A 25,503-nucleotide genomic window follows, 5' to 3' on the forward strand; every position below is an offset into this window, starting at 1 on the left:
TTGCCCCATTGTTGCCCCGGCGCTTGCGACTGTTTCTACGCAGTCATAGCGGGCAATAAATACTGCTGATTGTGTAAGACGGGTTATTATGAACTACTAACCTTGAAAACACGAGCGAGTCTTCTCTGAAGCAACAGATATTGACACGCTAGTGCGCGTCTTTGGATCAGGACAATAGACAATATTTTCACAATGGGTGAAGTTCTCCCCATCGAATCAGTGCCCGGGGGGAATTACAATCATGCGCATCAGGTGGCTGCCAATCGTCGCTGCGCTACTGCTTGTCCCCTTTGCGGCCGTTAGCAGCTCCAGTCCGCAAGTGACTCTCGCTCTCGCGGGGGGCAGTGGATGGCGGAGTGCTACTATCAACCGCTTCACGCTGCGTTTCTCCGATCCGATGGTGGCGCTCGGCGACCCACGCGCGACGCCCGCTGCCGCGAGCGACTGTCCGGTTCCGGCAGACGGTCGCTGGGTGGATCAGCAGACCTTCGTGCTCGATTTCAAACAACCTTTGCCGGGCGGCATCAGCTGCACAGTTAAACTGCGCGACGGCCTCACCACATTACGCGGCGTCCGAATTGCGGGCACCGGGCAATTCCCGATTGACACAGGCGGACCGTCCGTTCGTGCTGTGCTTGCGCCGGGGATGGACGGCGACATCGACGAGGATCAGATATTTCTCGTCGCGACCAATGTACCCGCTGATCCGCGCTCGGTCGCGGCACGGGTGTCCTGTGCGGTCGATGGCATCGGCGAAAGCATCGCGGTCGATCTGTTGCCTGCTGGGCCTGTTGCAAAACTGCTCGACGGGATGGGCGAGCAGAACTGGCGGCGGCGCTCCTTCCTTGAGGAGGCGGGCCTACCCGAAGCTCTGCCCAATGATGCAAAATCCCGCACCGCCGCGCTGGCGAAGATCGTGGCGCTGAAGTGCCGCCGTCCGCTGCCGCCGAAGCGTAATATGGCGCTGGTGTGGCCGAGCAGCATTGCTAGCGTGTCGGGCAAGCTCGCTGGCCGAAATCAGCGCTTCGATTTCACCGTGCGCGCGCCGTTCGATGCGCGCTTCACCTGCGGGCGGGTGAATAGCAGTGCCGACTGCAATCCGATCCAGGATCCGGAATTGAGCTTCTCCGCACCGATCAATCGCGCAAAGGCGCTCGCCATTCGGTTGCGTCTGGCGGACGGCAGCGAACGCACACCGAGCCTGTCCGACGACGAGAAGAACAATGCGCAGGTTGCGGACCTTGCCTTCAAAGGACCGTTCCCAGGGCAGAGCGGCGCGCAACTCATCCTGCCGCAGGGGATCACCGATCTCTCCGGTCGTCCGCTCGCCAACGCCGCGCGCTTTCCGTTACTGGTGAGGTTTGGAGCTGCGCCGCCGCTGGTCAAGTTCGCGGCGAGCTTCGGCATCGTCGAGGCGAGCGAGGGGGGCGTGCTGCCAGTCACGGTGCGCGCGGTCGAACCGACGCTGATCGGCAAGGCTAGGGCGATCTCCGGCAAAAGCGCGCGGATAGCCAACGACAATGCTGAAATCGTCAAATGGCTGCAAAAGCTGGACAGCGCCGAGGAGTCGGACTTCGAGGACATCAGGCAGAAGGACGGCAGCACCCGCACGGTGAACCACACCCGCGACAAACCGCTGCTTACCTCCGGCGGCGCGGCAATGAACGTGCCGCTGCCCGGAAGGGGCAAGGACTTCGAGGTCGTCGGCATATCGCTCAAGACATATGGGTTGCATGTGGTCGAACTGGCCAGCCCGGCGCTTGGCAACGCGTTGCTCGGCCGCAAGGTGCCGCGCTATGTCGCCGCCGCTGCGCTGGTGACGGACATGGCGGTACATTTCAAATGGGGCCGGGAAAGCTCGCTCGTCTGGGTGTCAGCGTTGAAGAGCGGCCAGCCCATCGCCCATGCCGCGATCCATGTGACCGACAGCTGCACCGGGAAACCGATAGTCTGGGGCAGCACCGATCAGGCTGGGCGTCTGCTGATCAAGGGCAGCCTACCGGAGCCGGAAACTGGCGGCGATTGCCGCTATGGCGGGCATCCGCTGATGGTCTCGGCGCGGCTGGGCGAAGACATGAGCTTCACCCTGACGAGCTGGAGCAGCGGCATATCGCCTTATGACTTCGAGCTACCCTTCGGCTGGAGCGCGCCGCAGGACATCATCCACAGCATCTTCGATCGCGCGCTCGTAAAAGTGGGCGAGACGGTGCACATGAAACATGTGTTGCGCCATCCAGCCGGGTCCGGCTTCGCGCTGGCGAACGGTTTCTCAGGCAGGCTCGTGCTGAGCCACATGGGATCGGGCACCGAGTTTGCCATGCCGGTGACGATAACGCGCGCGGGCAGCGGCGAGAATGAATGGACGGTGCCGCAAGGCGCGCCGCTCGGAGATTATGCGCTGCGGTTCGATGCGAACGGCCAGACGATCAGCAGCGGGCAGAGCATCCGCGTCGATGAATATCGCCTGCCGACGATGCGCGCGACCGTGACCGGCCCACCGGCGCCGCTAGTGCGCCCGGCTAGCGTGCCTCTGTCGCTCTACGTCGGCTATCTTGCGGGAGGCGGCGCGAGCCATATGCCGGTGACGCTGCGCACCGATTTCTCCAGCGGTGTCTCGGCCCCCAGCGGATGGGATGCCTACAGCTTCGGTGGTGACGCGGTGAAGCCCGGCACGCGCCCGCTCGATGATGAAGGCGAGGCGGAGAAGGCGCCGCTGCCCTATGCGCAGACCCTGCCAGCGACCTTGGGCGCGGATGGCACCGCGAAGGCGAGCATCGACGTCAACCAGCCGGTGACGCAGCCGGTCAGTCTCACGGTCGAGATGGACTATCCGGACGCCAATGGCGAAACGCTGACAGCAAGCCGGCATATGACGCTCTACCCGTCCGCCGTGCAGCTTGGACTCAAGACTGACGGCTGGCTGATGCGCGACAATGATCTCCGGCTCCAGTTCGTCGCGCTCGATCTTTCCGGTAAGCCGCTGTCGGGTCAGAAGATCGCGGTGAAGCTCTATTCGCGCGAGATCATCACCGCACGGCGGCGGCTGATCGGTGGCTTTTATGCCTATGACAATCAGGAGAAGGTGACGGAGATCGACGCGGACTGCACCGCGCGGACGGACAGCCTGGGCAGGGCGAGTTGTGCGCTCGACCCCGGCGTCTCGGGCGAGGTCACAGTGGTCGCAACCACGCTGGATGGCGAAAAGCGTGAGGCGCGCGCGGTGCGTTCGGTTTGGCTCGCGGGCGAGGACGACTGGTGGTTCGGCGGCGACAATGGCGACCGCATGGACGTGATCCCCGAGCAGAACGCCTACAAGGCGGGCGATGTCGCACGCTTCCAGGTACGCATGCCGTTCCGCTCCGCTACCGCGCTTGTGACAGTGGAGCGCGAGGGTGTTCTCGCCAGCTACGTGACGACGCTGTCTGGTAAGAATCCTGTCGTCGAGGTCAAAATGCCGGGGGCTTACGCACCCAACGTCTATGTCTCAGTGATGGCGGTGCGTGGGCGCATCGACGGCTGGCGGCTGTGGCTCGCCGATCTGGCGCGCAGATGGCACTTGCCCTTCTTCTCGCGCGAGGGCGCCTCGCCTACTGCCTTGGTCGATCTGGCGAAACCCAGTTATCGCATCGGTATCGCCAAGGTGCAGGTGGGGTGGGAGGCGCACCGGCTGGGCGTATCCGTGAAGGCGCAACGCAGCCGCTATGCGGTGCGCGATGTGGCGCAGGTGGCGATTGCCGTGCGCGATCCTTCCGGCAGGCCCGCGCGTAATGCCGATGTCGCCTTCGTCGCGGTCGACGAAGCGCTGTTGCAATTGATGCCGAACGAGAGTTGGAAGCTGCTCGACGCGATGATGGGCGAGCGCACGTTGAATGTGATTACCTCGACCGCGCAGATGCAGGTGGTCGGCAAGCGCCATTATGGCAAGAAAGCGGTCGAGGCGGGCGGCGGCGGCGGCGACGCTTCTGGCATCAACCGCGAGAATTTTCAGCCGGTATTGCTGTGGAAAGGACATGTGCCGCTCGATGCACAAGGCCGAGCGAGCGTATCCGTGCCGCTGTCGGATTCGCTATCCAGCTTCCGGCTTGTGGCAATTGCGAGCGATGGCGCGCAGTTCTTCGGCACCGGCGAGACGAATATCCGCACCGCGCAAAACTTGACGATCTATTCAGGCCTGCCGCCGCTGGTGCGCACCGGCGACTGGTACAGCGCGGTATTCACGCTGAAGAACGGCTCCGATCATCCGACAACCGTCACAGCGACGCCGCATATGGAACCCGCAGTGGCTGCCGGTAAATCGCTCACACTGACGATCCCGGCGGGCAAGGCTGGGCTAGTGCGCTGGAATCTCCACGCGCCGCAAACGCCTGGCACACTGAAATGGACCGTCTCCGCCCGTTCGGCGGACGGCAAGGACAGCGACCAGCTCACGGTGGCACAGGAAGTCGCGCCCGCGGTGCCGGTAGAAGTGTGGGCGGCGGGGCTGTGGCGCGTCGGCGAAGGCGCGCAGCCGGTGATCGGTATACCTGCCGGGGCATTGCCGGGCGGATGGGTCAGCGTTGCCCTCTCCGATACGCTCGCGCCCCCGCTGGAGGGTGTGCGGCGCTATATGGCGGACTATCCCTATGGCTGCTTCGAACAGAAGCTCTCCCGCATCGTCGCGACCGGGGACACGGGCGGGTGGACAGCGCTCGCGGGCGCGTTGCCGACTTATCTCGATGATGACGGCCTGCTGCGCTACTGGCCCGTGGCGGAGATGGAAGGCTCGCCCGAGTTGACTGCCTATGCGCTGGCGATAACATCCGCCGCTGGCCTGCCGATTCCTGACGAACCGCGTGCGAAAATGATCGCGGCGCTGCGCGATTTGGTGACGGCGCGGCTGTCGCGCGACCGGCGCGTGACGGCTGACGAGCGGCTGGTGCGGATTGCGGCGCTTGGCGCGCTGGCGCGGGCAGGCGCGGCGGATGCGACGCTGATCGGCGCGATCGACATGGCTCCTGCCGATATGCCGACCGGCGCGCTCGCCGACTGGATCGTGACGCTCGACCGGCTGCCGAAAGCACCGCGCGCCGCCCAACTTCGCGTCGCTGCCGAACAGGAACTGCGCCGCCGCCTCGTCTATGAGGGCACCCGCCTTGATCTCGCCGATCAGCGCAGCGCGCCGTGGTGGATGATGGTGAGCGGCGACGAGATGGCGATCAAGGCGCTGGATGCGGTGCTCGGCAAGAGCGATTGGGCAGCGGAAGCGCCGCGCTTGATGACCGGCGTCGCCCAGCGTCAGTGGCATGGGCATTGGGACACGACCCCGGCGAATGCGTGGGGCACGGTCGTCGCGCGCCGCTTCGGCGGGCTTTATCCGGCAAGCGCGGTGGCAGGCGCGACGCAGGTGGCGCTCGGTGGCAGGAGCCTCAGTGTGGCATGGCCCCTCGCCGCCGACGCCGTGCCGCTTAAACTGCCGCTCGCCGCCGGGCCGATGATGCTGACGCAGAGCGGCGGGGCCGGGCCATGGGCGGTGGTCAGCGTCAACGCCGCCGTGCCGCTGAAGGCGCCCTTGTTCGCGGGTTATCGCCTCGAAAAGCGGATCACGCCGATCAGCCAGCGCATCAAGGGGCGATTCACCGAGGGCGATGTGCTCAAGATAAGCATTGCCGTCACCGCAAATGCCGAGCGCAATTGGGTTGTGGTGAGCGATCCGGTGCCTCCGGGCGCAACCGTGATCAAAGATCTTGCCAATCAGTCGGGCATTCTCGCGTCGCAGGCGAGCGCAGGACCGGGCGTGCGCTTTGGTGCAGTCGATACGGATGGCAAGCTGTGGGACATTCGGGCAGGCGTACTTCCCGCCTACATTGAGCGAGGGCGCGATGCCTGGCGCGGCTATTTCGACTGGGTTCCGCGCGGACGTTTCGTCGCCGAATATGTGGTGCGACTGAACGGCAGCGGACATTTCACACTGCCGCCGACGCGGGTTGAGGCGATGTATTCGCCTGAGGTCAGGGCGCAATTACCCAGCGGCCCCATGACTATATGGTCACGCTGAGCCACATGTTCGTTGCATTGCGACGCTGGTGGCCGCCCGCGCTGCTGATCGTACTGATCGTCTTCTACGCGGCATTCGATACGCTGAGCGCGCCCCCGCGTTTGCCGGACTATGCGCAGGTGCGCGATGCGTGGAAACCTAGCGAGGCATGGCTTTACGATCGCAACGGCAGGCTGCTCGACCGCATCCGGGTCGATTACAAGGCTCGGCGCCTGGCGTGGGCGCGCCTCGATGATATTAGCCTGGCGATGCGCAATGCGGTGATCCGGGGCGAGGATCGGCGCTTTTCAACGCACGGCGGCGTCGACTGGCTGGCGCTTGGCGGCGCGGCGGTAGCGCGGCTGCGCGGCTACCCGACACGCGGCGCCTCGACCATCAGTATGCAGCTCGCCGCCTATCTCTCGCCGCAGATCGCCGCGCCCGGCGCGCGTGGCTGGCTGGACAAGCTGCGGCAGATGCGCAGTGCGTGGGCGCTGGAGGAGGAATGGAGCAAGGACGAGATCCTTGAGGCCTACTTGAACCTCGCGCCGTTTCGGGGCGAGGCGCAGGGCATCGCCGCGGGGAGTATGACGCTGTTCGGCAAGCCGCCATCGGCGCTCGATGCGCGCGAGGCGGCGCTGATGGCGGCGCTGCTGCCCGATCCAGCCGCGAAGACGGACATCGTGACAGCCCGCGCCTGCCACCTCGTCGAGCGCGCCGACTGCGCCAACCTCCCCGCGCTGGCCAGTGCCATGCTTGCCCCCGGCAGGCTGCGCGCGCTTGACCCGGGCCTCGCCCCGCATCTTGCCAACCATTTGTTACAAACCCCCGGTGCGCGGATGATCAGCACGCTCGACGCCGCCCTGCAACAGGTCGCCACCCAGGCGCTGCGCCACCAGCTTCAAGGACTGGGGCCGGGCCGGGTGCGCGACGGCGCGGTGATCGTACTCGATAATGCGAGCGGCGATGTGCTGGCTTATGTCGGCGGCGTCGGGCTGGGGTCGACAGCGGATGCTGTGGACGGCGCGGGCGCGCTGCGGCAGGCGGGGTCTACTCTCAAGCCTTTCCTCTATGCGCAGCTGATCGAGCGCAAATGGCTCACCGCCGCGTCGATCCTCGAGGATTCCCCGGTGCAGCTCGACACGGCGTCCGGCCTTTATGTGCCGCGCAATTACGACAACGCCTTTCTGGGCCCTGTGTCAGTGCGCCGCGCGTTGGCAAACAGCCTCAACGTCCCCGCCGTGCGGGCGCTGGTGTTGGATGGGGTGCAAGACTTCCGCGACCGGCTGTGGGATTTGGGCTATGTCGATCTCAATCCGGATGGAGATTATTACGGCTTCTCGCTCGCGCTCGGCTCGGCGGAAGTGACGCTGCTTCAGCAGGCGAACGCCTATCGCACGCTGGCCAATCTCGGCCGCTGGTCGCCAGTACGGCTGCGCAAGGGCGATCTGACAGGCGTAGAGAAACCCCTGATCAATCCCGGCGCGGCCTGGATCACCGCCGATATGCTCGCCGATGCCAGCGCGCGCTCCGGCACGTTCGGTGTCGATTCCGCGCTGCGCCTTCCGTTTTGGGCAGCGGCCAAGACCGGCACCTCAAAGGCAATGCGCGATAACTGGTGCATCGGTTTTTCGGACAAGTTCACTGTAGCGGTGTGGGTCGGCAATCTGGAGGGCGATCCGATGCGCGCGGTATCCGGCACAGCAGGCGCCGCGCCGGTGTGGCGGGACATCATGCTGGCGCTGCATCGGAACCGAGCCGGCGGAGCGCTATCTCACCCGGCGGCAGTCACAGGCGCACGAATAACATTCGCCCGCACCGGCGAGATCCCCCGCACCGAATGGTTTCTCGCTGGCACCAGCCAGGAAACTCTGGCCGAAGCACCCACGTTCGCCCGCCGCCCGCGCATCGTCAATCCGGTCTCGGGCAGCGTCTATGCAGCGGATCCAGATATCCCGGCGGATCGGCAGGGACTGGGCGTCTCCGTCACCGGCGCAGCGGGCTCATATCGCCTAACTCTCGATGGCAGGGGAATCGGCGATGTATCCTCCGCCCCGCAATTGCCGCTATTCCCCGGCAGCCATCTCCTTGCTTTGTTAGACGAGAGCGGACGCAGGATCGATCAAGTGCGGTTCACTGTGAGGTAATAGACAACGAACTTTGTTCACCCGACACCAATCTCCTGCACCTTCCCTCACGCTCTTAGATAGTCTTTGAAAGACGCCGTCATGCTTGATTATTACGCCGCCATAATCGAACAAGAGTGGCATCATGAAACAGGCTCTCTCCGTCAAACTGATCGATAGCTGAAACGGCGCGGGCGGCGTTACGAGGTACGTGATACGACGCTGCCGGGCCTCTCGATCCGCGTTTCGCCCAATGGGCAACGGCGTTGGTCCGCCAATTATCGCTTCGGCACTCAGCAGCGGCGCTTGGGGCTCGGCGGCTATCCGCAGACCTCGCTTGCGCGCGCGCGCGAGAAGATGGTCGAGATCTTGTGGCAGGTCGACGAGGGCATAGACCCGGCAATGGCTGCGCGCATCCACCAGATTCGCTGCGCAGTTGTTCATGCAGGCGAAAAAGACATGATTTGGAAAACTTCGCTGACGGCAATGCAGCGATCGAACCGGTCCTCCCGCCGGTAGCGCGGGCAGCTCTACTGATGCTAGGTGTTACACTCGGCCGTTAGATACAGGTTGTTCCACAGCATTTTGCTCTAATTGTAAACTCACCCGCAAACCCATCGCCTACAGCCTGTTGCCCATTGTTGCCCCAGCGGACCGCGCAGGCGCATCAAACCATCGCTAAGTCATTGAAAATATGGTGCCCGGGGACGGAGTCGAACCGCCGACACTGCGATTTTCAGTCGCATGCTCTACCAACTGAGCTACCCGGGCATGAGCGCGATGGGCGGGTGCCCGTCGCGGATCGGAGCGTGCGCTATAAGCATCACTCCTCGGTGCTGTCTACCCCATAATCGCTGCTTTTTTGGAGTTCATCGTCATCGACCGGCTTGCCGGGAATGCGATAGCCGTCGCCCAGCCATGTCAGCAAGTCGCGATCCTTGCAGGCGCGGCTGCAAAACGGCGCGAACTCTGCCGCGGTCGGCTTCTTGCACAGCGGGCATCGTTCGTTCGCGCGTTCAACCCGCATGACCTGCCTCCATTCCCAGGGTAGCGTCTGCGCGCAGCTCCACGCTGCCGCCCCGGCGTTTTTCCAGCCGCTCGATCCAGTCCGGCGCGCGTCGGATGCGATCGATCACCGCCGGATGGCCAGTAAGAATGACCGCGCCGCCCGCGCCTGCGTTCCCGGCGTCATGGCGCTCGGCCCGCCGCAGCAACGCCATCGCGGCGCTCAGAACCGGATCTTCGCGCAGCAGTTCCATGAGCGACGGCCGCTCACGCTTGCGGATGATCTGGATGAAGCCGAAGCCATTGACCGCTGTCCGCTCGAAGGGGAGCGGCAGGACCTTGTCGATCTGCGCGGCGGCAATCGCCCGTTCGTCCTTGTTGTTCATGGTGGGCAGGTCGATGCCGATCGATCCCGCAAGGCCCATCTGGCGGATGGCGATGGCGGCAAGCTTTGCGCCTTTCGGCCCCAGTTGTGCGGGCGGCAGGGAGCCATCGACGTCGATCAGCACCATTGCGGGCGTCAGGAAAATGCGCAGCGCCGCCGCCTCGGTGCCGACCTCGCCGCTGCGGGCCTGTTCCATCAGCTCGCCCCAGCCATGCGCCTCCAGGGCGTCCTCTTCATGCGCGGGGCACGGCCGCACCGGCACACCTGTCGCACGGATGCGCTGCAGCAGGCTCGGTCCGGGGTGCGCCTTGATTCCGGGCTGAGCCGCCCGCCCCTTCGCGAGTTTGTCCCGGCTGCTTTCCGTGCCGGCTTCGGCAATCCGTTCGCGGGTGATCTCGACCAGCAGCAGGCCCCCTTCCGCGGTCTTCGGGGGGATCGGCTCGATCAGCACATCCTCTCCGCTTTCGAGCCGGACGATGCCACGCTTCTTCGGAATGAGTGTGCGGACCAGACGCCCCTGCGCCACCGTTCCGGCAAGCGCGCGCTTGCCCTCCCGCTCGATCAGCGCCTCAAGGATGCGGCCGTGGTCGACCAGCGCCGCGCGGCTTTCGCCGATGCCTTCCTCGTACAACCACTCAGCCATGAACATATCCTGCCGCGCTTAGAAGGACGCGCGTTTCATAAAGAGGGAGACCGACGACGCCTGAGTGACTGCCCGAAAGCGCCCGGATCAGGCCCGCCGCCCTGCCCTGGATCGCATAGCCGCCTGCCTTGCCATGCCATTCGTCGCACGCAATATAGGCATCGATTTCCTGTGCCTCCAGCCGCTTGAACGTCACGATACTGTCCGACAGGCGATGGCGCGCACGCCCTTCCGCGTCGATCAGCGTAATGGCCGACAGCACATGATGCCGCCGTCCCGACAACAAGGAAAGGCAGGACCGGGCGTGCGCTTCATCCTCCGCCTTGGGCAGGATGCGCCGCCCTACGGCCACCACCGTGTCGCCCGCCAGCACCAGCGCACCGGGGTGCCGAGCCGCGACGATGCGCGCCTTTTCCGCCGCCATCCTCGCAGCATAGTGCGCAGGCGGCTCGTCCTTGCGTGGTGTCTCGTCGATGTCGGCGGGGTCGATGGCATCGGGCACGACACCGATTTGCGCGAGCAGGTCCACCCGGCGCGGCGATGCGGACGCGAGGATCAGCCGCATACGCGGCCCTCGCTCAGCTGCTGTACCCGGGGCCGCCGCGACCGGGCATAAAGCGATAGGTGATGCGACCCTTGGTCAGGTCATAAGGGGTCAGCTCGACGAGCACTTCGTCGCCCACCAGGACGCGAATGCGGTTCTTGCGCATCTTGCCTGCGGTGTGACCCAGAATTTCGTGGTCGTTTTCCAGCTTCACACGGAACATCGCGTTGGGAAGCAATTCCACAACGGTTCCGCGCATTTCAAGCAGTTCTTCTTTTGCCATAATATCCCGAATGATCTCGAATTGGCGCCGCCATAGACGCAAACCGGGCAAATGAAAAGCGTGCGGTTGCGATGAGGAAAACGCGGGAACGAGAAGGCTCAGCCGAACCGATCTGCCGCGTCGCCGATGGCGTCGAATATCCGCCCCATTTGCGCACGCGTGGTGCAATAAGGGGGCATGACGTAGATGGTGTTCCCGAGCGGCCTCAGCAACAGTCCGCGATCGAGAAAAAACGCGCGCAACAGCGGCGCCACTTCGGACAAATAGCCGTTGGCAGCAGCACGCAGATCGACCGCCGCGATAGCCCCGATGCGCCGAGGATTTTCCAGCACAGAACGGTCCGACAGGCGCGCCAGTCCCTCGTCCATCGCCGCGCCGACCGCCCCGATCCGGCTAATCACATCCTCACTGTCCCAAATAGCGATATTCGCGTTTGCCGCCGCGCACGCGATCGGGTTCGCGGTGAAACTGCTGGAGTGGAAGAACATCTTCGCCCGGTCGGTAGACAGGTGCGCTTCGAAAATCGCCTCTCGCGCCAGCGTGGCGGCGAGCGCGACCGCACCACCGGTCAGCCCCTTGGCCATGCAGAGGATGTCGGGCGTCACCCCCGCCTGCTCGCACGCCAGCAACGTGCCCGTCCGGCCCCAGCCGGTCATCACTTCGTCAACGATCAGCAGAACGCCGTAGTGCGCACAGATCTCCGCCATCCGCCGCAGCAAGAGCGCGGGATAGAACAGCATTCCCCCAGCGCCCAGCACCAGCGGCTCGACGATCAGCGCGGCGGGCACATCCGGCGCCCGGCACGCCGCCTCCAGTGCATCCAGCGTCGGCTGGATCGCGTCACCGTGCGGGAACGGGATCACCTCCACGTCGAACAGCAACGGCGCATAGGCACGGTTGAACACGCCCCGCTCGCCCACCGACATGGTGCCGATGGTGTCGCCATGATAGCTGTGCTCCAGCGCGAGGATGCGGTGCCGCGCCTCGCCCCGATTGTGCCAATAACCCAGCGCCATCTTCAGCGCGACCTCCACCGCCGTCGATCCGCTGTCCGAATAGAACACGCGGCTGAGCGGAGCACCGTCGGTCAGGCGCTCCCCGACCAACCGCACCAGCGAGCGCGCCAGCCGCTCGGCCGGTTCGTGCGTGTAACCCGCGAAGATCATCTGATCGAGCTGCCCCGCCTGCTCGGCGATCGCGGCGGCGATGCGGGGTTCGCAATGGCCGTGCGTAATGACCCACCAGCTCGATATCGCGTCGATCAGCGTGCCGCCATCCGCGCGATGGAGCACAGCGCCCTCCCCCCGCGCGATCAGGGGGATCGGCTCGCGAAGGCCATGCTGCGTGAAGGGATGCCAGACCGGCGAACCGGCGGTCACCCGGCCTCCACTCCAATCACCTGCGCCAGACCGGCGATATCGATATGGTCGCGCGCGGCCGCGACGAGACTCGCGCCGTCGATCCTGTCCAAAAGGGGCAGACGGCCGAAGCTCCGGACATCCGCAATTCTCGGAATGACGCGCTCGTTCTCAGCATGGGCTTCGCCGGAAAAGAGGATGCCAGCCACCGGCACCCTGCGCGCGCGCAATGCCTCGATGCTGAGCAGGCTGTGGTTGATGGTCCCCAGCCCTGTGCGGGCCACCAGCAGAACCGGCGCCTGCCACTGCGCGAACATCTCCACCTGCAGGAACGTCTCGCTCAAAGGCACGAGTACTCCGCCCGCACCCTCGACAACCAGCGGCCCGGAAACCTTCGGCAGATAGAGATGCTCGGGATCGATCCTCACCTCGTCGAAAAACGCCGCGAGATGCGGGGACGCGGGCGTCGAGAGATTATAGGCCTCCGGCAAAATTCGTTCGGCCGGCACCGCCCCCCATTGCGCTACCCTCTCGCTGTCCGTCATCGGGTCACGACCTGCCTGCACCGGCTTCCAGTAGAGCGCACCCGGGAGACTGGCGGCGATGGCCGCAGAAACAACGGTTTTGCCGACATCAGTGTCGGTCCCCGTAACGCAGAGAACGCCTTTCGTCATGCCGCTTCCGCCCCTTGTACCAGCGGCAACAATGTCGCCGCCAGCCTGTCAATATCGTCTTCCGTAATATTAAGGGTCAGCGAAAGCCGCAACCGGCTTGTGTCCGCGGGCACCGTGGGCGGACGAACACCGCGAACGTCGAAACCCGCCGCCTGACAGGCCGCGGCGACGGCCATGGTCCGCCCATCACCGCCCAGCACGACCGGAATGATCTGGCTCACCGGCATCGCTAGGCCCAGCGGCGCGCAGATCGTCCGTCCGGCATGGTCCCGCAAACGGGTAAGCCGGGTCCGCAGTTCATCTCCCTCGCCGCAGCGTCGGATGGCGGCGCCGACCGCCACGGCGATCAGCGGCGAAGGAGCGGTCGAGAAAATAAACGGGCGCGCGGCGTTCACCAGCGTGTTGATCAGCAATTGCGGGCCGCAAACCAGCGCACCCTCCACGCCCAGGCCCTTGCCGCAGGTATGGAGCGTAAGCAGATTGTCCGCGCCCTCCAGATGCGCGGCTATTCCACGCCCGCCTGCGCCGAACACGCCCGTCGCATGCGCTTCATCGAGCATCAGCATCGCGTCATGCCGCGCAGCGATCGCCGCCAGCGCGTCCACCGGGGCACAGTCGCCATCCATCGAATACAGCGTTTCCGCGACGATCCACGGACGGCCTGTCTCGCCCTTTGCCCGCCAGCCCGCAATCGCGTCGGCAAAGGCCTGCACATCGTTGTGCGCCACGAAGACGCTGTGCGCCTTCGATTGCCGAATACCGTCATGCATGCTGGCATGGACGAGTTCATCGGCGACGATCAGGTCGCCGGGGCGCGGCAACGCGCTCAGGATGGCGAGGTTCGCCACGAACCCGTTCGCCATGAACAATGCCGCATCCGCCCCAAAAAATGCCGCCGCCTGCTCTTCCAGCGCGACATGTTCGGGTGCGTTACCGCGCAGCAGCCGCGACCCTCCGGACCCCAGCGGCACCCCGCGCGCAAGCGCACCGCTCACCGCCTGGGCAATCGCCGGGTCCCGGCTCAGCGCCAGATAATCATTCGACGAGAAGTCGATCCCCGCACGCGGCGCGAGCCGCCGCAACCGGTCCCGCCGGTCGAGCGCCGCCAGCCGCGCGGCATAAGGGGAAAGAGACGTCATCCCGCCGCTATAAATCCACGTCGGAGGATTTCCTAGCGGTTAGGCGGTCGAGCCACGCCCGGCCCTATCCGGCGGGATTATATTTCTGCAGGAACGCTTCCATTTCCTTCAGGAACTGGAGCCGGTCCGCCTGCCGCGAGAAGTGGTGATCGCCCTCTGGCTGCTCGATATAGATATAGGGCTTACCCGCGCTTTTGAGCTTGTCCGCCATTTTACGGGATTGCGAAACCGGAACGCGCAGATCCTTCTTGCCGTGCATCAGCAGGATCGGCGTGGAAAATTGCTCCGGAAAATTGAGCGGGGAGACGGCGCGGGTGTCGGGCGCATATTCACGCCACCCGTCGCTACTTCGGCCGCCGTTGAGGAATTGAGAGTCGTACCGCAACATACCGTTCAGGTCGGACACGCCCGCATAGGAAATGGCGCAGCGGTATCGCCCGCCGTCCCGTTGTGCGCCGCGCATTGCCGCATAGCCTCCATAAGAGGCGCCCGCGATGCACACCCGCGCGGGATCGACGATCCCTTCCTTCGCCGCCCAATCCACCGCGTCGTTCAGGTCATCCTGCATGGCAAGACCCCATTGACCGTCGCCGAGCTTTTCGAACGCGCGGCCATAACCGGTCGAACCGCGATAATTGGGTTGCAGCACGGCATAACCCCGGTTTGCAAGAAACTGGACGATCCAGTCCCACCCCTCGCTGTCGCGCGCCGCCGGGCCACCATGGGGCATCAGGATCAACGGCAAGGATTTGGTATCCCGCCCTCGGGGCACAGTAAGCACAGCTTCAATCTGCTGGCCATCACGCGCCTTGTACCGGATCGTCTTTACCGGGGAGAGCGGCACCTTGCTCAGTTGCGGATAGGTTGCGTCAATGCGTGTCATCCGTCCGCTGTTGATATTATAGAAATAATAGGTCGGCGGCCGATCGGGTCCGCCAACACTGACCAGCATATTGGAAAAATCGCGGCTGCTCGACACGATGGTCGCGGTCCTGGCCGGGCCAACGGCCTTGTCGATATCGGCCTGAACCTCGGCCCTTGTCGGATCAAACCACTGCACCCGCGACCGCTGGTCGGTATAGAACGCGGCTCCCAATGCTGAACCCGCTTCGTCGCTCGCAACCGCATCGACATCATATCCGTCCACGGAAAACAGCTTCTCACCCAGTTCCAGCTTGGACAGGTCGTAGTGATACACCCCAGCAAACCCTTCTGGAGCCGCAACGACAATCGCCTTTGTCGTATCAGCCAGAAAGATATCGGGCACGATCAGGCTTTCCGACTTGCGCAGGTTTGCCCGGTCGATTTCGCGAAAGTTGGAACGGCAATCCGGGCGCGCCAACAAACGCGCAGTCCGGCTCAGGTCGCGATAGCCATAGCCCATGCGCACGCAGCCGCTCGCATCGGCGTACCAGTCCATGACCGTTTCCCGTGGCTTGACCACCTGGCGCATCTTGCCGTCGGACACGTTGACCTCAAACACGGACGGCCAAAAATCCTCGCTATTGCTGTAGATCGACTGTTGGAGCGAAAGAAGAATACGCGGCGAGCCGTCGCGCGCGATCCACAGAACGTCGTCGGCATGCTGGGCTGCCAATTTCTTCCCCAGCACATTGATCGTCTTGCCATCCGCCGAGATGGCCGCGACCCGGGTCAGATACCAGCTCTCGCCTTCGACAGGTGCAGTATTGCCCAGACCGGCTATCAGCCAGTCATCATTGACCCACCGCAGCCACCGCAGGTCAATGTCGGTTAAATTGACCACAGCGAGCTTCCCCGCCTTTTGAATGACGACAATCTGCTTGCCGCCGATGGCGGCCTTTGCCGCATAACTCAGCCCGTTAGGCGAGAGGACGGGATTTTCCAGCGTCGGCAGCTCGGCGAAGGCCTCAACAGGAAGCGGACTGGCTTTCGCGACCGTCGTTTGCGCGGGCGGATCCGCCGCTGCCATGCCGCCTTGGAGCGCGAAAGCCGCACTCATCATCCCCAACAGTGCCAGACGGCCCGTCACGCTCTTCGTTCTCATAGTCGATTGCCCCCAAACGATATTCTTCCCTTAACATCGGCGACACACAAGACAATCGGGGGATGCCTCCGGAATGACGGATATCGAGCCGGTGACGGACAAAAAAACCCCGCCGGATCGTTTCCGATCCGACGGGGCTGCGACCCGAACGCTCATGGGCTTCGGTTTGCTCTTTGAGCCTTATGCGAGGGCGGAGCGGACAAGCCTCTCCATCGTGGGAACAGCATACGCCATCCACCGGACGAAGAGGTCAACCCCCCCCGCACTCCCAATCTTACATTCCCCCGTGCGCGAGTGCTGCGAGGAGCAGCAGAGCCACGATATTTGTTATCTTTATCATAGGGTTAACGGCAGGACCAGCGGTATCTTTATACGGGTCACCGACAGTATCGCCCGTTACAGCGGCTTTATGGGCCTCACTGCCCTTGCCGCCATGGTTTCCATCCTCGATATATTTCTTGGCGTTGTCCCACGCGCCGCCGCCGCTGGTCATCGACAAGGCGACGAACAGGCCGGAGACGATCACGCCCAGCAGCAACGCTCCGAGCGCCGCAAAGCCGTTCGCTGCGCCCGCAATTGCCCGGATCGCGAAATAGACGATGATCGGGGCGAGCACAGGCAACAGGCTCGGGACGATCATTTCCTTGATCGCCGCCTTGGTGACGAGGTCCACCGTCCGGGCATAATCCGGGCGGCTGGTGCCATCCATGATGCCCTTGTTGTTGGCGAACTGGTCGCGCACGTCCTTGACCACGTCACCGGCCGCACGGCCGACCGCCGTCATGCCCATCGCTCCGAAGAGATAGGGCAGCAACGCGCCGAGCAACAACCCGACGATCACATAGGGATTTTCCAGACTGAAATTGACCGGTTCGGTCAGTCCCAGCGCAGACCCATAGTAATTGAGGTCCTGCGTATAGGCGCCGAACAGCACCAGCGCGGCCAGGCCCGCCGATCCGATCGCGTAACCCTTCGTCACCGCCTTGGTGGTGTTGCCAACCGCGTCGAGCGCATCCGTCCGCGTACGGACATCGTCGGGCAGGCCCGCCATTTCGGCAATACCGCCCGCATTATCGGTCACCGGCCCATAAGCGTCGAGCGCGACAACCATCCCGGCGAGAGCCAGCATCGACGTCGCGGCGAAGGCGATGCCGATCAGGCCCGCCAGCTGATAGGCGATGATGATGCCCACACAGATCACCAGCGTCGGCAGCGCGGTCGCTTCCAGACTGATCGCCAGCCCCTGGATCACGTTCGTGCCATGGCCCGTTTCCGACGCCTTGGCGATGGAGCGGACGGGACGATAATTGGTGCCCGTATAATATTCGGTGATCATCACCAGCAGCCCGGTGACGCCCAGACCGACCATCATCGACCAGAACAGCGCCATGCCGGTATAGCCGCCGACGCCGTCGAGATCCGCGCCGAACACGGTGTTCATGTCGCCGAGCACCTGATGCGTCACATAATAGATCGCGCCGACCGAGAGAACGGCCGTCGTCCAGAACCCCTTGTAGAGCGCGCCCATGATGGACTGGCTTGCGCCCAGACGGACCATATAGGTGCCGATGATCGAGGTAATGATACAGATCCCGCCCACCGCGAGCGGCAGGGCCATCAATTGCATGAGGGCAAGGCTGTCCAACCCCTTCACCAGCAGCGCGATGAGCACCATCGTTGCCCCGACCGTCACCACATAGGTTTCGAACAGGTCGGCCGCCATGCCTGCGCAGTCGCCGACATTATCGCCGACATTGTCCGCGATCACCGCCGGGTTGCGTGGGTCATCCTCGGGAATGCCTGCCTCTACCTTGCCGACAAGGTCCGCGCCGACGTCCGCCGCCTTGGTGAAAATTCCGCCGCCCAGACGCGCGAAGATCGAAATCAGCGATGCGCCGAACGCCAGCGCAACCAGGCTGTCGATCACCAGACGGTCATCGGGCGCATGGCCTGCCGGGCCGGTCAGATACCAGAAGAAGCACGCAATCGCGAGCAGGGCGAGACCCGCCACCAGCATGCCGGTAATCGCACCTGCGCGGAACGCCACGGTCAGCCCGCTTTGCAGGCTCGTCCGTGCCGCCTCGGCTGTACGCACATTGGCGCGCACCGAAATATTCATGCCGATGAAGCCGGCGAGACCGGAAAGTACCGCGCCGATCACGAAACCGATCGCCGATGTCACGCCCAGAAAGGCGAACACCAAGACCGCGACAACCACGCCGACAAGCCCAATCGTGCGATATTGCCGCCCGAGATAAGCCTGCGCGCCTTCCTGAATGGCGGCGGCAATTTCCTGCATTTTTTCATTACCGGCCGGGGCGCTGAGCACCTGTCGGCTGGTAAAGAGCCCATAGAGCACGGCGAGCACGCCGCACCCTATGGCAATCAATACTATGGTCATGAACTGTTCCTCTCCCCCGTTGTGGATTCATTGTTGCCGCTCCGCCGGGGACAGACGGGCGATAATCCTTTTTGGCCGTGCAGCGTTGGCGCGGCAGAATCTCTGGAAGCGGGGGCGAAGGGCAAAGGCCGGATGACCAGCATCCGCGCGACAGTGATCAGCATTGCGTAACAGTACGGTCACAGGCACCCCTCCCGACCCCGGCTCGCATTTCTGAACAGGAACCTATCGGCCCAAATCGCGCCGTCAAGCGGTTAAGCGCGGGCGGGGTCCGTCCTAGTGCTCGTAACCCAGCGTGGCAGGCAGCGGCACCGGCGCACCGTCGAGCATCAGCGCAAGGCCCGCACCCGCCATCACGGCTCCCACGCGAAACGTCGTTACGCCCCCGGGTGGGGAAGTGTCCGGTGGCAAGGCGACCAGCAGTTCATAATCGTCACCGGCGCAGGCCGCCGCCAGCCGGGCGTCCATGCTCTCGCCATCCAGCGCTACCAGCGCGGTGGACATCGGCACGGCTTCGATCCGGATCGCCACCCCGCTCGCCGCCGCCATACGCTGCGCATCGATCAGCAGCCCGTCGGACACATCCATCATCGCCGTTGCGAGTGGCCCCAGTGCCCGCCCCTCCGCCATGCGCGGCCGGGGTCGGCGATAGGCGGCGATCAGTTCGGCAGGCCCATTGCTGCCTGCCTGCAGCAGGCGAAGCCCCGCGCCCGCATCGCCGACCGGACCGGTTGTGTAGAGGACGTCGCCGGGGCGTGCCCCGTCCCTCGCGGGAGGTTTACCGGTTACCCCACCCAACGCCGTCAGCGTCAGGCTGCGCGGCGCACCCTCGGGCATGCGCACCGTATCACCGCCCAGCAACGGCATGGCATACATCCCCAGCACTTCGTCCAGACCACGCGCGAAGGCTCTGTCCCACGCACCATCCCCGGACAGGCTGTAGTTGAGCAGGCACCCGACCGGTGCCGCGCCCTTGCCCGCGAGGTCCGAGAGGTTCACCGCCGCGAGCTTCCAAGCCACATCCTCGGGCGGATCATCGGGCAGGTAATGGACGCCTTCGATCAGTGTGTCGGTGGTCAACACCAGCGGACCAGCGGGCCGGTTCAAAACCGCGGTGTCGTCCATCAATCCGCGCGCCGCCGGGCCGGTTGCCAGCGCGCGCATCAGGGCGATGAAATCACCCTCGCCGCTCATGGTCAGCGCCGCACGGCCTTCGCCACTGCGTCGAGCAGCCCGTTCACAAAGCCCGCTTCGCGCTTGTCGTAAAAGGCATGGGCAACGTCGACATATTCCGTAATAACCGTGGCGGTTGGCACATCGATCCGCGCCAGCAACTCATAACTTCCGGCACGCAAGATCTGCCGCATCGGCTTGTCCAGCCGTTCCAGCGACCAGCCGCTCGACAGCTTGCCCGCGATCAGCCCGTCGATCTCCTCGCGTCGGGCATCGACGCCCGCGACGATGTCATCGAAGAAGCTTACCTCTGCATCGGCGTAGGTGACGTCCTCGATCGTTGCCCCCAGCCGGTGCTGATGAAATTCATGCAGCAATACCGGCAGCGGCGTGCCTTCCATATCTTTTTGATACAGTGCCTGCACAGCGGCAAGCCGCGCGGCAGAGCGGGATTGGGAGCGCTCGGTCATGAAGGTGCCTTGATGCGCGGCCTGCCCAGGAAATCGATCTTGCCCAAAGGTACGCCCTTGTGTCGAAGAATGTCGTAAGCGGTCGCTGCGTGGAAATAGAAATTGGGCAGGGAAAAGGACAGGAGGAAGTTTTCGGCGGCGAACTCCAGCCTACGTTCCCCCGCGACAAAAAGCATGTCGCGGCCGACGAAGCTTTCCACTTCTTCCCGGTCGATCGCTTCGAGTGCGGCGACCGATTGTCCGATCTCCTCCCGAAATTCCGCGAAGCTTTGCGCCGGAGCGGTGCGATCGGGTGAGAATGAACCCGCGCGCACTCCCTCGATTGCCCCAAGGGAATGGGTGGACACCCATTTGATCTGCATGGCGAGCGGAAACATATCCTCGATCAGGCGGGTTCCCAGCAATTCAGCGGGATCGCACCCCCTCTCCGCGCAAAACGCCTCCGCCTTGTCAATGGTGGCGGCCGTGGCGCGGAGGATCTGCAGGTAGGACGGGATCGTGGCATCGTAGAGCGAAATAGCCATGTCAGTCTTCCTTGCCATGGTGGTTAACCAGTCGCCGGGCCACGCTGGCTGCGTGGGCCGGTAGTCCCTCTGCGGTCGCCAGCGCCACCGCCGCCGGACCGATGGCATGCAATGCGCCGTTGTCGAGTTGCAGAAAGCTCGTCCGTTTCATGAAATCCAGAACCGACAGGCCCGAGGAAAAACGCGCGCGCCGCCCGGTCGGCAAGACATGGTTTGGCCCCGCGACATAATCACCGACCGCTTCGGGCGTCATGCGGCCCATGAACACCGATCCGGCATGGCGTACCGCCGCGAACAGCGTGTCGGGATCGTCCACCGCCAGTTCCAGATGCTCGGGTGCCAGCGCATCGACCAGCGGCATGGCGACATCGAGCGTCGGCACGAGGATAATCGCGCCATTGGCGTTCCAGCTCGTCGTCGCCGTTTCGCGGGTGGAGAGTTCGGCAAGCTGTCGCTCCACCGCATCTGCAACCGCATCGGCGAACCGCGCATCGTCGGTGAACAGGATCGACTGGCTGGTCGGGTCGTGCTCGGCCTGGCTCAGGAGGTCAGCGGCAATCCAGTCCGGATCGTTACGCCCATCCGCTACCACCACGATCTCGGATGGCCCCGCCACCATGTCGATGCCGACCACACCGTAAAGCTGCCGTTTCGCTTCCGCCACCCAGGCGTTGCCCGGCCCCACGATCACGTCGACTGGACGGATACGCTGCGTGCCGTAGGCAAGGCCCGCGATCGCCTGCGCGCCGCCGACCCGCCAGACTTCTTCAATCCCGGCGATCTGCGCGGCGGCGAGGACCAGCGGGTTGATCTCCCCGCCCGGTGTGGGCGTCACCATCGCGATCCGTTGGACACCGGCAACCTTGGCGGGAATGACGTTCATCAGCAGCGAACTGGGATAGGCCGCGCGTCCGCCGGGCACATAGAGCCCCGCCGCGTCCACCGCGTTCCACCGGGCACCGAGCCGTACGCCGGCACCATCCACGCTGTCACTGTCGACCGGCCGCTGCTTCTCATGATACGCGACGATGCGCGTCGCCGCGAGTTCCAGCGCATCGCGCAAGTCCCGCGACAGCCCGTCGAGCGCCGCCCGGCACTCGGTCGCGCTGACGCTCCAGCCCGTTGTCTCCAGATCATGCCCATCGAAGCGCCGCGTATAATCGGCGAGCGCCGCGTCGCCTTCTGCCCGCACCCGCGCAAGGATCGCACTGACGTCGCGCGAGACATCGGCATCGGCCTCACGCCGGGCGTTGACCAGTGTTTCGAACGCTGCCGCAAACCCCGCATCGGCGCTATCGAGCCTAAGCACGCACCGCACTCCGGAACGCCTCGACCAGCGGCACGAGCTGGCTCGCGCGCATCTTGAACGCCGCGCGATTGACCACCAGCCGTGCGGAAATCTGCATAATGACGCTTGTCTCGACCAGGCCATTGGCCTTCAGTGTCGCACCCGAACTGACGAGATCGACGATCCGCCGCGACAGGCCCAGCGACGGCGCCAGTTCCATCGCGCCGTTCAATTTGACGCACTCCGCCTGAATGCCTTGCGCCTCGTAGTGGCGGCGGGTCAGGCTGGGATATTTCGTCGCGACGCGGACGTGGCTCAGTGCCGCCTCGTTCTCGGCATCCAGCCCGACCGGCTCGGCGACCGACAAACGGCAGTGCCCGATGTCCAGATCGACCGGCGCATAGAGCTCGGAATAGCCGAATTCTTCGATCACATCAGACCCGACGATGCCGATCTGCGCCGCACCATGCGCCACGAAGGTCGCCACATCGAACGCGCGCACGCGGATGATCGAAGTGTCAGGCCGGTTCGTGGCAAAGCGCAGCGCGCGGCTTTTCTTGTCGTGAAACTCTGCGTCCGGCTCGATCCCGACCTTCGCCAGCAACGGCAAGGCCTCGTCCAGGATGCGCCCCTTGGGCAGTGCAATGATGAGCGGAGCAGTCATGATGGCCGCGCTTTACTGGTGCGCGGGCAAAAGGGCAATGGCGGGATCGTCACCCGGCGGGCGAAGTCAGATCCAACCCTCCAGCACCTGGTCCCGCGGCCGGTCGCCATCCACCCACATGCGGATGTTCGCGATCACCTTTTCGCCCGTTGCAAGCCGCCCTTCATGCGTGGCCGATCCCATGTGCGGCAGGAGCATGACATTATCCAGCGCGAGCAGACGCGGGTCGACGGCCGGTTCGTGGCTGTAGACATCAAGCCCCGCTCCCGCGATCCGCCGGCCCTGCAACGCGGCTATCAACGCATTTTCGTCGGCGATCTCGCCGCGCGAGGTGTTGATGAAGTAGGCGTCCTTGCCGATCAGCTCGATCCGCTCCGCATCGATCATCCCGCGGCTGTCGGCGTTGAGCGGGCAGTGCACGGATACGATATCACTGTCGGCCAGCAGCGCGTCGAGATCGTCATACCAGACCGCCCCGGTTTCCGCCTCCACACTCTCGGGCAAGCGATGGCGGTTGTGATAGGCGATGGACAGGCCGAAAACCCGCGCACGCCGTGCAACCGCCTGGCCGATACGGCCCATGCCGACGATGCCAAGTTGCTTGCCGCCAATACAGTGGCCAAGCATGCCCGAAGGCGACCACCCGCCCCATGTTCCGGAGCGGATCACCTTCTCGCCCTCCGCCAACCGGCGCGGGACGGAGAGGATCAGCGCCATCGTCATGTCGGCGGTATCTTCGGTCAGCACGCCCGGCGTATTGGTGACGATGATCCCGCGCGCACGCGCCGCCGCCAGGTCGATATGATCGACCCCGTTTCCGAAGCTCGCAATCAGTTGCAGCCGCTCCGGCGCCGCGCCGATCAGCTCCGCGTCCAGATGATCCGTCACCGTCGGAACCAGCACATCGCAATCCGCCATGGCAGCGGCAAGCGCAGCGCGATCCATCGGCCGGTCGTCCGGATTGAACCGGGCATCAAACAATTCCGCCATCCGCGCTTCGACGTTGGCGGGCAGTCGCCGGGTCACGATAATGCGAGGGCGGGCAGGTCTGGGTCGTCGAGCCATACCGTTCGCGCTATGCCCCCTCTCCGGCGAGGTCAAGATATTATGGCACGGATCCGGTTGATGACCATAACGGGGTTGAATACCCCCCGCGTCGGTCGCTATCCTGTATCGGCGCAGCGGGGGCGAGCATGAACAATAACTGGACAGCGACGATGCGATCGAAAGCCAAGGGGGTAGCGCTGGTTCTGGCAAGTACCTTCATCATGACGACCGGCATCATGACAACAGATCCCGCGCAGGCGGGCGATACCAAGACCGTGCCGTATTGGGCGTCGCTGTCAGCCAGCGAGGCGCGCATGCGGGTGGGCCCGGACCTCGATTTCCCCTCGAACTGGGTCTATCGCCGTCGCGACCTCCCTGTGAAGGTGGTGCAGGTCCACAACAACTGGCGCAAGATCGAGGATTCCACCGGCACGCAAGGCTGGATGCATGTCCGCCTGCTGAGCGACACGGCAACCGCGATCGTCACCCAGCCGATCGCCGAAATGCACGTCGCGCCCGACACGCAGACCAAGCTGCTCTACCGCGTCGAAGCGGGCGTGGTCGGCCGTGTGAAAGACTGCGACAAGGGATGGTGCAGCTTCGACGTGCACGGCCAGCGCGGTTATATCCGCACCAACGCCCTGTGGGGGGCGGTGCAGTAAATATGCTCCAGAGACGGCCTGAGCAGATGGCGTTCAGGTCGAGGCGAGAAGTGGGATTTCGAGCATCGGATCGCCGCGACCTTATGGGTCGTGAGCACCGAAGCGGAGAAAATCGCGCTTCGCAGCCCGGCATGGGCGTCATATGCTCAAGCCGTTGGTGACCCCGGCGTGACTCGAACACGCAACATCCCGCTTAGAAGGCGGGTGCTCTATCCAGTTGAGCTACGGGGCCATCACATGGCGGGGGCGGCATAGCGCGGATTGCGCGAAGCGAAAAGCACGATATGCAGGGCAACATGACCACCGAGCCCGCCCCGATTACACGAGCCGATGCCGGAGCGCTCCACAACCGGCCGTTGCGCTATTACGACTTCGTCATGGCGGCGTTCGTCGCGATCCTGCTGCTCTCCAACATCATCGGCGCCGCTAAACGATCGGAAATCGATCTGCCGTTGATCGGAACATGGTCATTCGGCGCGGGAATATTATTTTTCCCCGTCAGCTACATATTGGGCGACGTGCTGACGGAGGTTTACGGTTACGCCCGCGCACGCCGCGTGATCTGGACCGGTTTTGCCGCTCTGCTCTTCATGGCGTTCATGAGCGCGGTGGTCGTCGCCCTGCCACCGGCGAAAGGCTGGAACGACCAAAGCGCCTACGAAGCCGTATTTGGCAGCACGTGGCGCATCGTCGCCGCATCGATCATCGCGTTCTGGGCGGGGGAATTCGCCAACTCGCTGGTCCTCGCCAAAATGAAGCTGGCAACACAAGGCCGCTTCCTGTGGATGCGGACGATCGGATCGACCATCGTGGGGCAAGGATTGGACAGCCTGCTCTTTTACCCCCTCGCCTTCTACGGCCTGCCCGGCTGGCCGATCGACCAGCTTGCGCAGGTGGTCCTCGCCCAGTTCGTCCTGAAAACGGCGTGGGAAGCGATCCTGACGCCGGTTACCTACTGGGTGGTGGGCACGCTCAAGCGTCGTGAAGGGCTCGACATCTACGACGAGAACACGGATTTCACGCCGTTCAAAGCGGCGGTGTAAGAACGACAGCACCCATTCGGACAACCGACATTTCG

20 protein-coding genes and 2 tRNA genes are annotated in these 25,503 nt (G+C 64.2%); 5 read left to right on the forward strand and 17 right to left on the reverse strand.

The features are described from left to right. The first annotated feature begins 241 nt into the window (after positions 1-241). From FHS92_RS10960 to FHS92_RS10970, 3 genes are all read left to right on the forward strand, one after another. Positions 242-6,034, forward strand: coding sequence for an alpha-2-macroglobulin family protein (locus FHS92_RS10960; protein ID WP_184080545.1), 5,793 nt, complete (start codon positions 242-244; stop codon positions 6,032-6,034). Then, the gene (pbpC, locus tag FHS92_RS10965) at positions 6,022-8,160 is read left to right on the forward strand and encodes a penicillin-binding protein 1C (RefSeq protein WP_246351942.1); all 2,139 of its coding nucleotides are present in this window, start codon (positions 6,022-6,024) and stop codon (positions 8,158-8,160) included. The genes FHS92_RS10960 and pbpC overlap by 13 nt, the downstream gene beginning before the upstream one ends. Before the next feature lie 159 nt (positions 8,161-8,319). Next, the gene (locus tag FHS92_RS10970; protein ID WP_184080933.1) at positions 8,320-8,658 is read left to right on the forward strand and encodes an integrase arm-type DNA-binding domain-containing protein; all 339 of its coding nucleotides are present in this window, start codon (positions 8,320-8,322) and stop codon (positions 8,656-8,658) included. 176 nt (positions 8,659-8,834) lie between these two features. On the opposite strand, the gene FHS92_RS10975 is transcribed toward FHS92_RS10970, so the two are convergent. The 16 genes from FHS92_RS10975 to FHS92_RS11050 all read right to left on the reverse strand — a co-directional run bounded on the left by FHS92_RS10975 (position 8,835) and on the right by FHS92_RS11050 (position 23,781). After that, positions 8,835-8,910 (reverse strand) — tRNA-Phe (locus FHS92_RS10975). Between the two features lie 52 nt (positions 8,911-8,962). Further along, a complete protein-coding gene (locus tag FHS92_RS10980) occupies positions 8,963-9,166 on the reverse strand; it encodes a DNA gyrase inhibitor YacG (RefSeq protein ID WP_184080547.1) in 204 nt (67 codons plus the stop codon). Continuing rightward, on the reverse strand, positions 9,156-10,172 hold the full coding sequence (locus FHS92_RS10985; protein WP_184080549.1) for a ribonuclease E/G family protein: 1,017 nt from the start codon (positions 10,170-10,172) through the stop codon (positions 9,156-9,158). Before FHS92_RS10985 ends, FHS92_RS10980 begins: the two co-directional genes overlap by 11 nt. Beyond that, entirely contained in the window at positions 10,165-10,737 is a 573-nt protein-coding gene (locus FHS92_RS10990; RefSeq protein ID WP_184080551.1) for a Maf family protein, read from the reverse strand. Before FHS92_RS10990 ends, FHS92_RS10985 begins: the two co-directional genes overlap by 8 nt. A 13-nt stretch (positions 10,738-10,750) precedes the next feature. Then, entirely contained in the window at positions 10,751-10,999 is a 249-nt protein-coding gene (gene infA, locus FHS92_RS10995; protein ID WP_184080553.1) for a translation initiation factor IF-1, read from the reverse strand. A gap of 98 nt (positions 11,000-11,097) precedes the next feature. Further along, positions 11,098-12,378 carry an adenosylmethionine--8-amino-7-oxononanoate transaminase gene (locus FHS92_RS11000; RefSeq protein ID WP_184080556.1) on the reverse strand — a complete coding sequence of 427 codons (1,281 nt, stop codon included), beginning with the start codon at positions 12,376-12,378 and terminating at the stop codon, positions 11,098-11,100. Next, positions 12,375-13,031: a dethiobiotin synthase gene (bioD, locus tag FHS92_RS11005; protein WP_184080558.1), complete on the reverse strand. Its 657-nt coding sequence runs from the start codon at positions 13,029-13,031 to the stop codon at positions 12,375-12,377. The genes FHS92_RS11000 and bioD overlap by 4 nt, the downstream gene beginning before the upstream one ends. Continuing rightward, complete coding sequence (locus tag FHS92_RS11010) at positions 13,028-14,170, reverse strand: 8-amino-7-oxononanoate synthase (protein ID WP_184080560.1); 1,143 nt, start codon at positions 14,168-14,170, stop codon at positions 13,028-13,030. Before FHS92_RS11010 ends, bioD begins: the two co-directional genes overlap by 4 nt. Positions 14,171-14,234: 64 nt before the next feature. After that, on the reverse strand, positions 14,235-16,196 hold the full coding sequence (locus tag FHS92_RS11015; RefSeq protein WP_246351943.1) for an alpha/beta hydrolase family protein: 1,962 nt from the start codon (positions 16,194-16,196) through the stop codon (positions 14,235-14,237). A gap of 274 nt (positions 16,197-16,470) precedes the next feature. Then, positions 16,471-18,597, reverse strand: coding sequence for a sodium-translocating pyrophosphatase (locus FHS92_RS11020; protein WP_184080562.1), 2,127 nt, complete (start codon positions 18,595-18,597; stop codon positions 16,471-16,473). A 276-nt stretch (positions 18,598-18,873) separates the two neighbouring features. Beyond that, on the reverse strand, positions 18,874-19,791 hold the full coding sequence (thiL, locus tag FHS92_RS11025; RefSeq protein WP_184080564.1) for a thiamine-phosphate kinase: 918 nt from the start codon (positions 19,789-19,791) through the stop codon (positions 18,874-18,876). Between the two features lie 2 nt (positions 19,792-19,793). Further along, complete coding sequence (nusB, locus tag FHS92_RS11030; RefSeq protein WP_184080566.1) at positions 19,794-20,240, reverse strand: transcription antitermination factor NusB; 447 nt, start codon at positions 20,238-20,240, stop codon at positions 19,794-19,796. Next, positions 20,237-20,764 carry a DUF1993 domain-containing protein gene (locus FHS92_RS11035; protein ID WP_184080568.1) on the reverse strand — a complete coding sequence of 176 codons (528 nt, stop codon included), beginning with the start codon at positions 20,762-20,764 and terminating at the stop codon, positions 20,237-20,239. The genes nusB and FHS92_RS11035 overlap by 4 nt, the downstream gene beginning before the upstream one ends. Position 20,765: 1 nt before the next feature. After that, positions 20,766-22,073: a histidinol dehydrogenase gene (hisD, locus tag FHS92_RS11040; RefSeq protein ID WP_184080570.1), complete on the reverse strand. Its 1,308-nt coding sequence runs from the start codon at positions 22,071-22,073 to the stop codon at positions 20,766-20,768. Then, positions 22,066-22,716, reverse strand: coding sequence for an ATP phosphoribosyltransferase (gene hisG / locus FHS92_RS11045; RefSeq protein WP_184080572.1), 651 nt, complete (start codon positions 22,714-22,716; stop codon positions 22,066-22,068). The genes hisD and hisG overlap by 8 nt, the downstream gene beginning before the upstream one ends. 66 nt (positions 22,717-22,782) lie before the next feature. After that, positions 22,783-23,781 carry a 2-hydroxyacid dehydrogenase gene (locus FHS92_RS11050; protein WP_184080574.1) on the reverse strand — a complete coding sequence of 333 codons (999 nt, stop codon included), beginning with the start codon at positions 23,779-23,781 and terminating at the stop codon, positions 22,783-22,785. Positions 23,782-23,984: 203 nt separating this feature from the next. Between FHS92_RS11050 and FHS92_RS11055 the strand changes: the two genes are divergently transcribed. Next, a complete protein-coding gene (locus FHS92_RS11055) occupies positions 23,985-24,425 on the forward strand; it encodes an SH3 domain-containing protein (RefSeq protein ID WP_184080937.1) in 441 nt (146 codons plus the stop codon). 155 nt (positions 24,426-24,580) lie between these two features. Here the strand turns inward: FHS92_RS11055 and FHS92_RS11060 are convergent. After that, positions 24,581-24,657, reverse strand: a tRNA-Arg gene (locus FHS92_RS11060). Between the two features lie 64 nt (positions 24,658-24,721). On the opposite strand from FHS92_RS11060, the gene FHS92_RS11065 reads away from it, so the two are divergent. Beyond that, on the forward strand, positions 24,722-25,468 hold the full coding sequence (locus tag FHS92_RS11065) for a queuosine precursor transporter (protein WP_246351944.1): 747 nt from the start codon (positions 24,722-24,724) through the stop codon (positions 25,466-25,468). Positions 25,469-25,503: the final 35 nt, after the last annotated feature.

It is taken from the genome of Sphingobium subterraneum, from assembly GCF_014199435.1.
GTDB classification, from domain to species: domain Bacteria; phylum Pseudomonadota; class Alphaproteobacteria; order Sphingomonadales; family Sphingomonadaceae; genus Sphingobium; species Sphingobium subterraneum.

What these genes read in the sequence shown, in the direction of transcription:
- FHS92_RS10960 (WP_184080545.1), top strand. Translation starts at nt 242, where the DNA reads ATGCGCATCAGGTGGCTGCCAATCGTCGCTGCGCTACTGCTTGTCCCC.
- pbpC (WP_246351942.1), top strand. Translation starts at nt 6,022, where the DNA reads ATGGTCACGCTGAGCCACATGTTCGTTGCATTGCGACGCTGGTGGCCG.
- FHS92_RS10980 (WP_184080547.1), bottom strand. Translation starts at nt 9,166, where the DNA reads ATGCGGGTTGAACGCGCGAACGAACGATGCCCGCTGTGCAAGAAGCCG.
- FHS92_RS10985 (WP_184080549.1), bottom strand. Translation starts at nt 10,172, where the DNA reads ATGGCTGAGTGGTTGTACGAGGAAGGCATCGGCGAAAGCCGCGCGGCG.
- FHS92_RS10990 (WP_184080551.1), bottom strand. Translation starts at nt 10,737, where the DNA reads ATGCGGCTGATCCTCGCGTCCGCATCGCCGCGCCGGGTGGACCTGCTC.
- infA (WP_184080553.1), bottom strand. Translation starts at nt 10,999, where the DNA reads ATGGCAAAAGAAGAACTGCTTGAAATGCGCGGAACCGTTGTGGAATTG.
- bioD (WP_184080558.1), bottom strand. Translation starts at nt 13,031, where the DNA reads ATGACGAAAGGCGTTCTCTGCGTTACGGGGACCGACACTGATGTCGGC.
- FHS92_RS11010 (WP_184080560.1), bottom strand. Translation starts at nt 14,170, where the DNA reads ATGACGTCTCTTTCCCCTTATGCCGCGCGGCTGGCGGCGCTCGACCGG.
- FHS92_RS11015 (WP_246351943.1), bottom strand. Translation starts at nt 16,196, where the DNA reads ATGAGAACGAAGAGCGTGACGGGCCGTCTGGCACTGTTGGGGATGATG.
- FHS92_RS11020 (WP_184080562.1), bottom strand. Translation starts at nt 18,597, where the DNA reads ATGACCATAGTATTGATTGCCATAGGGTGCGGCGTGCTCGCCGTGCTC.
- thiL (WP_184080564.1), bottom strand. Translation starts at nt 19,791, where the DNA reads ATGAGCGGCGAGGGTGATTTCATCGCCCTGATGCGCGCGCTGGCAACC.
- nusB (WP_184080566.1), bottom strand. Translation starts at nt 20,240, where the DNA reads ATGACCGAGCGCTCCCAATCCCGCTCTGCCGCGCGGCTTGCCGCTGTG.
- FHS92_RS11035 (WP_184080568.1), bottom strand. Translation starts at nt 20,764, where the DNA reads ATGGCTATTTCGCTCTACGATGCCACGATCCCGTCCTACCTGCAGATC.
- hisG (WP_184080572.1), bottom strand. Translation starts at nt 22,716, where the DNA reads ATGACTGCTCCGCTCATCATTGCACTGCCCAAGGGGCGCATCCTGGAC.
- FHS92_RS11050 (WP_184080574.1), bottom strand. Translation starts at nt 23,781, where the DNA reads ATGGCTCGACGACCCAGACCTGCCCGCCCTCGCATTATCGTGACCCGG.
- FHS92_RS11055 (WP_184080937.1), top strand. Translation starts at nt 23,985, where the DNA reads ATGACGACCGGCATCATGACAACAGATCCCGCGCAGGCGGGCGATACC.
- FHS92_RS11065 (WP_246351944.1), top strand. Translation starts at nt 24,722, where the DNA reads ATGACCACCGAGCCCGCCCCGATTACACGAGCCGATGCCGGAGCGCTC.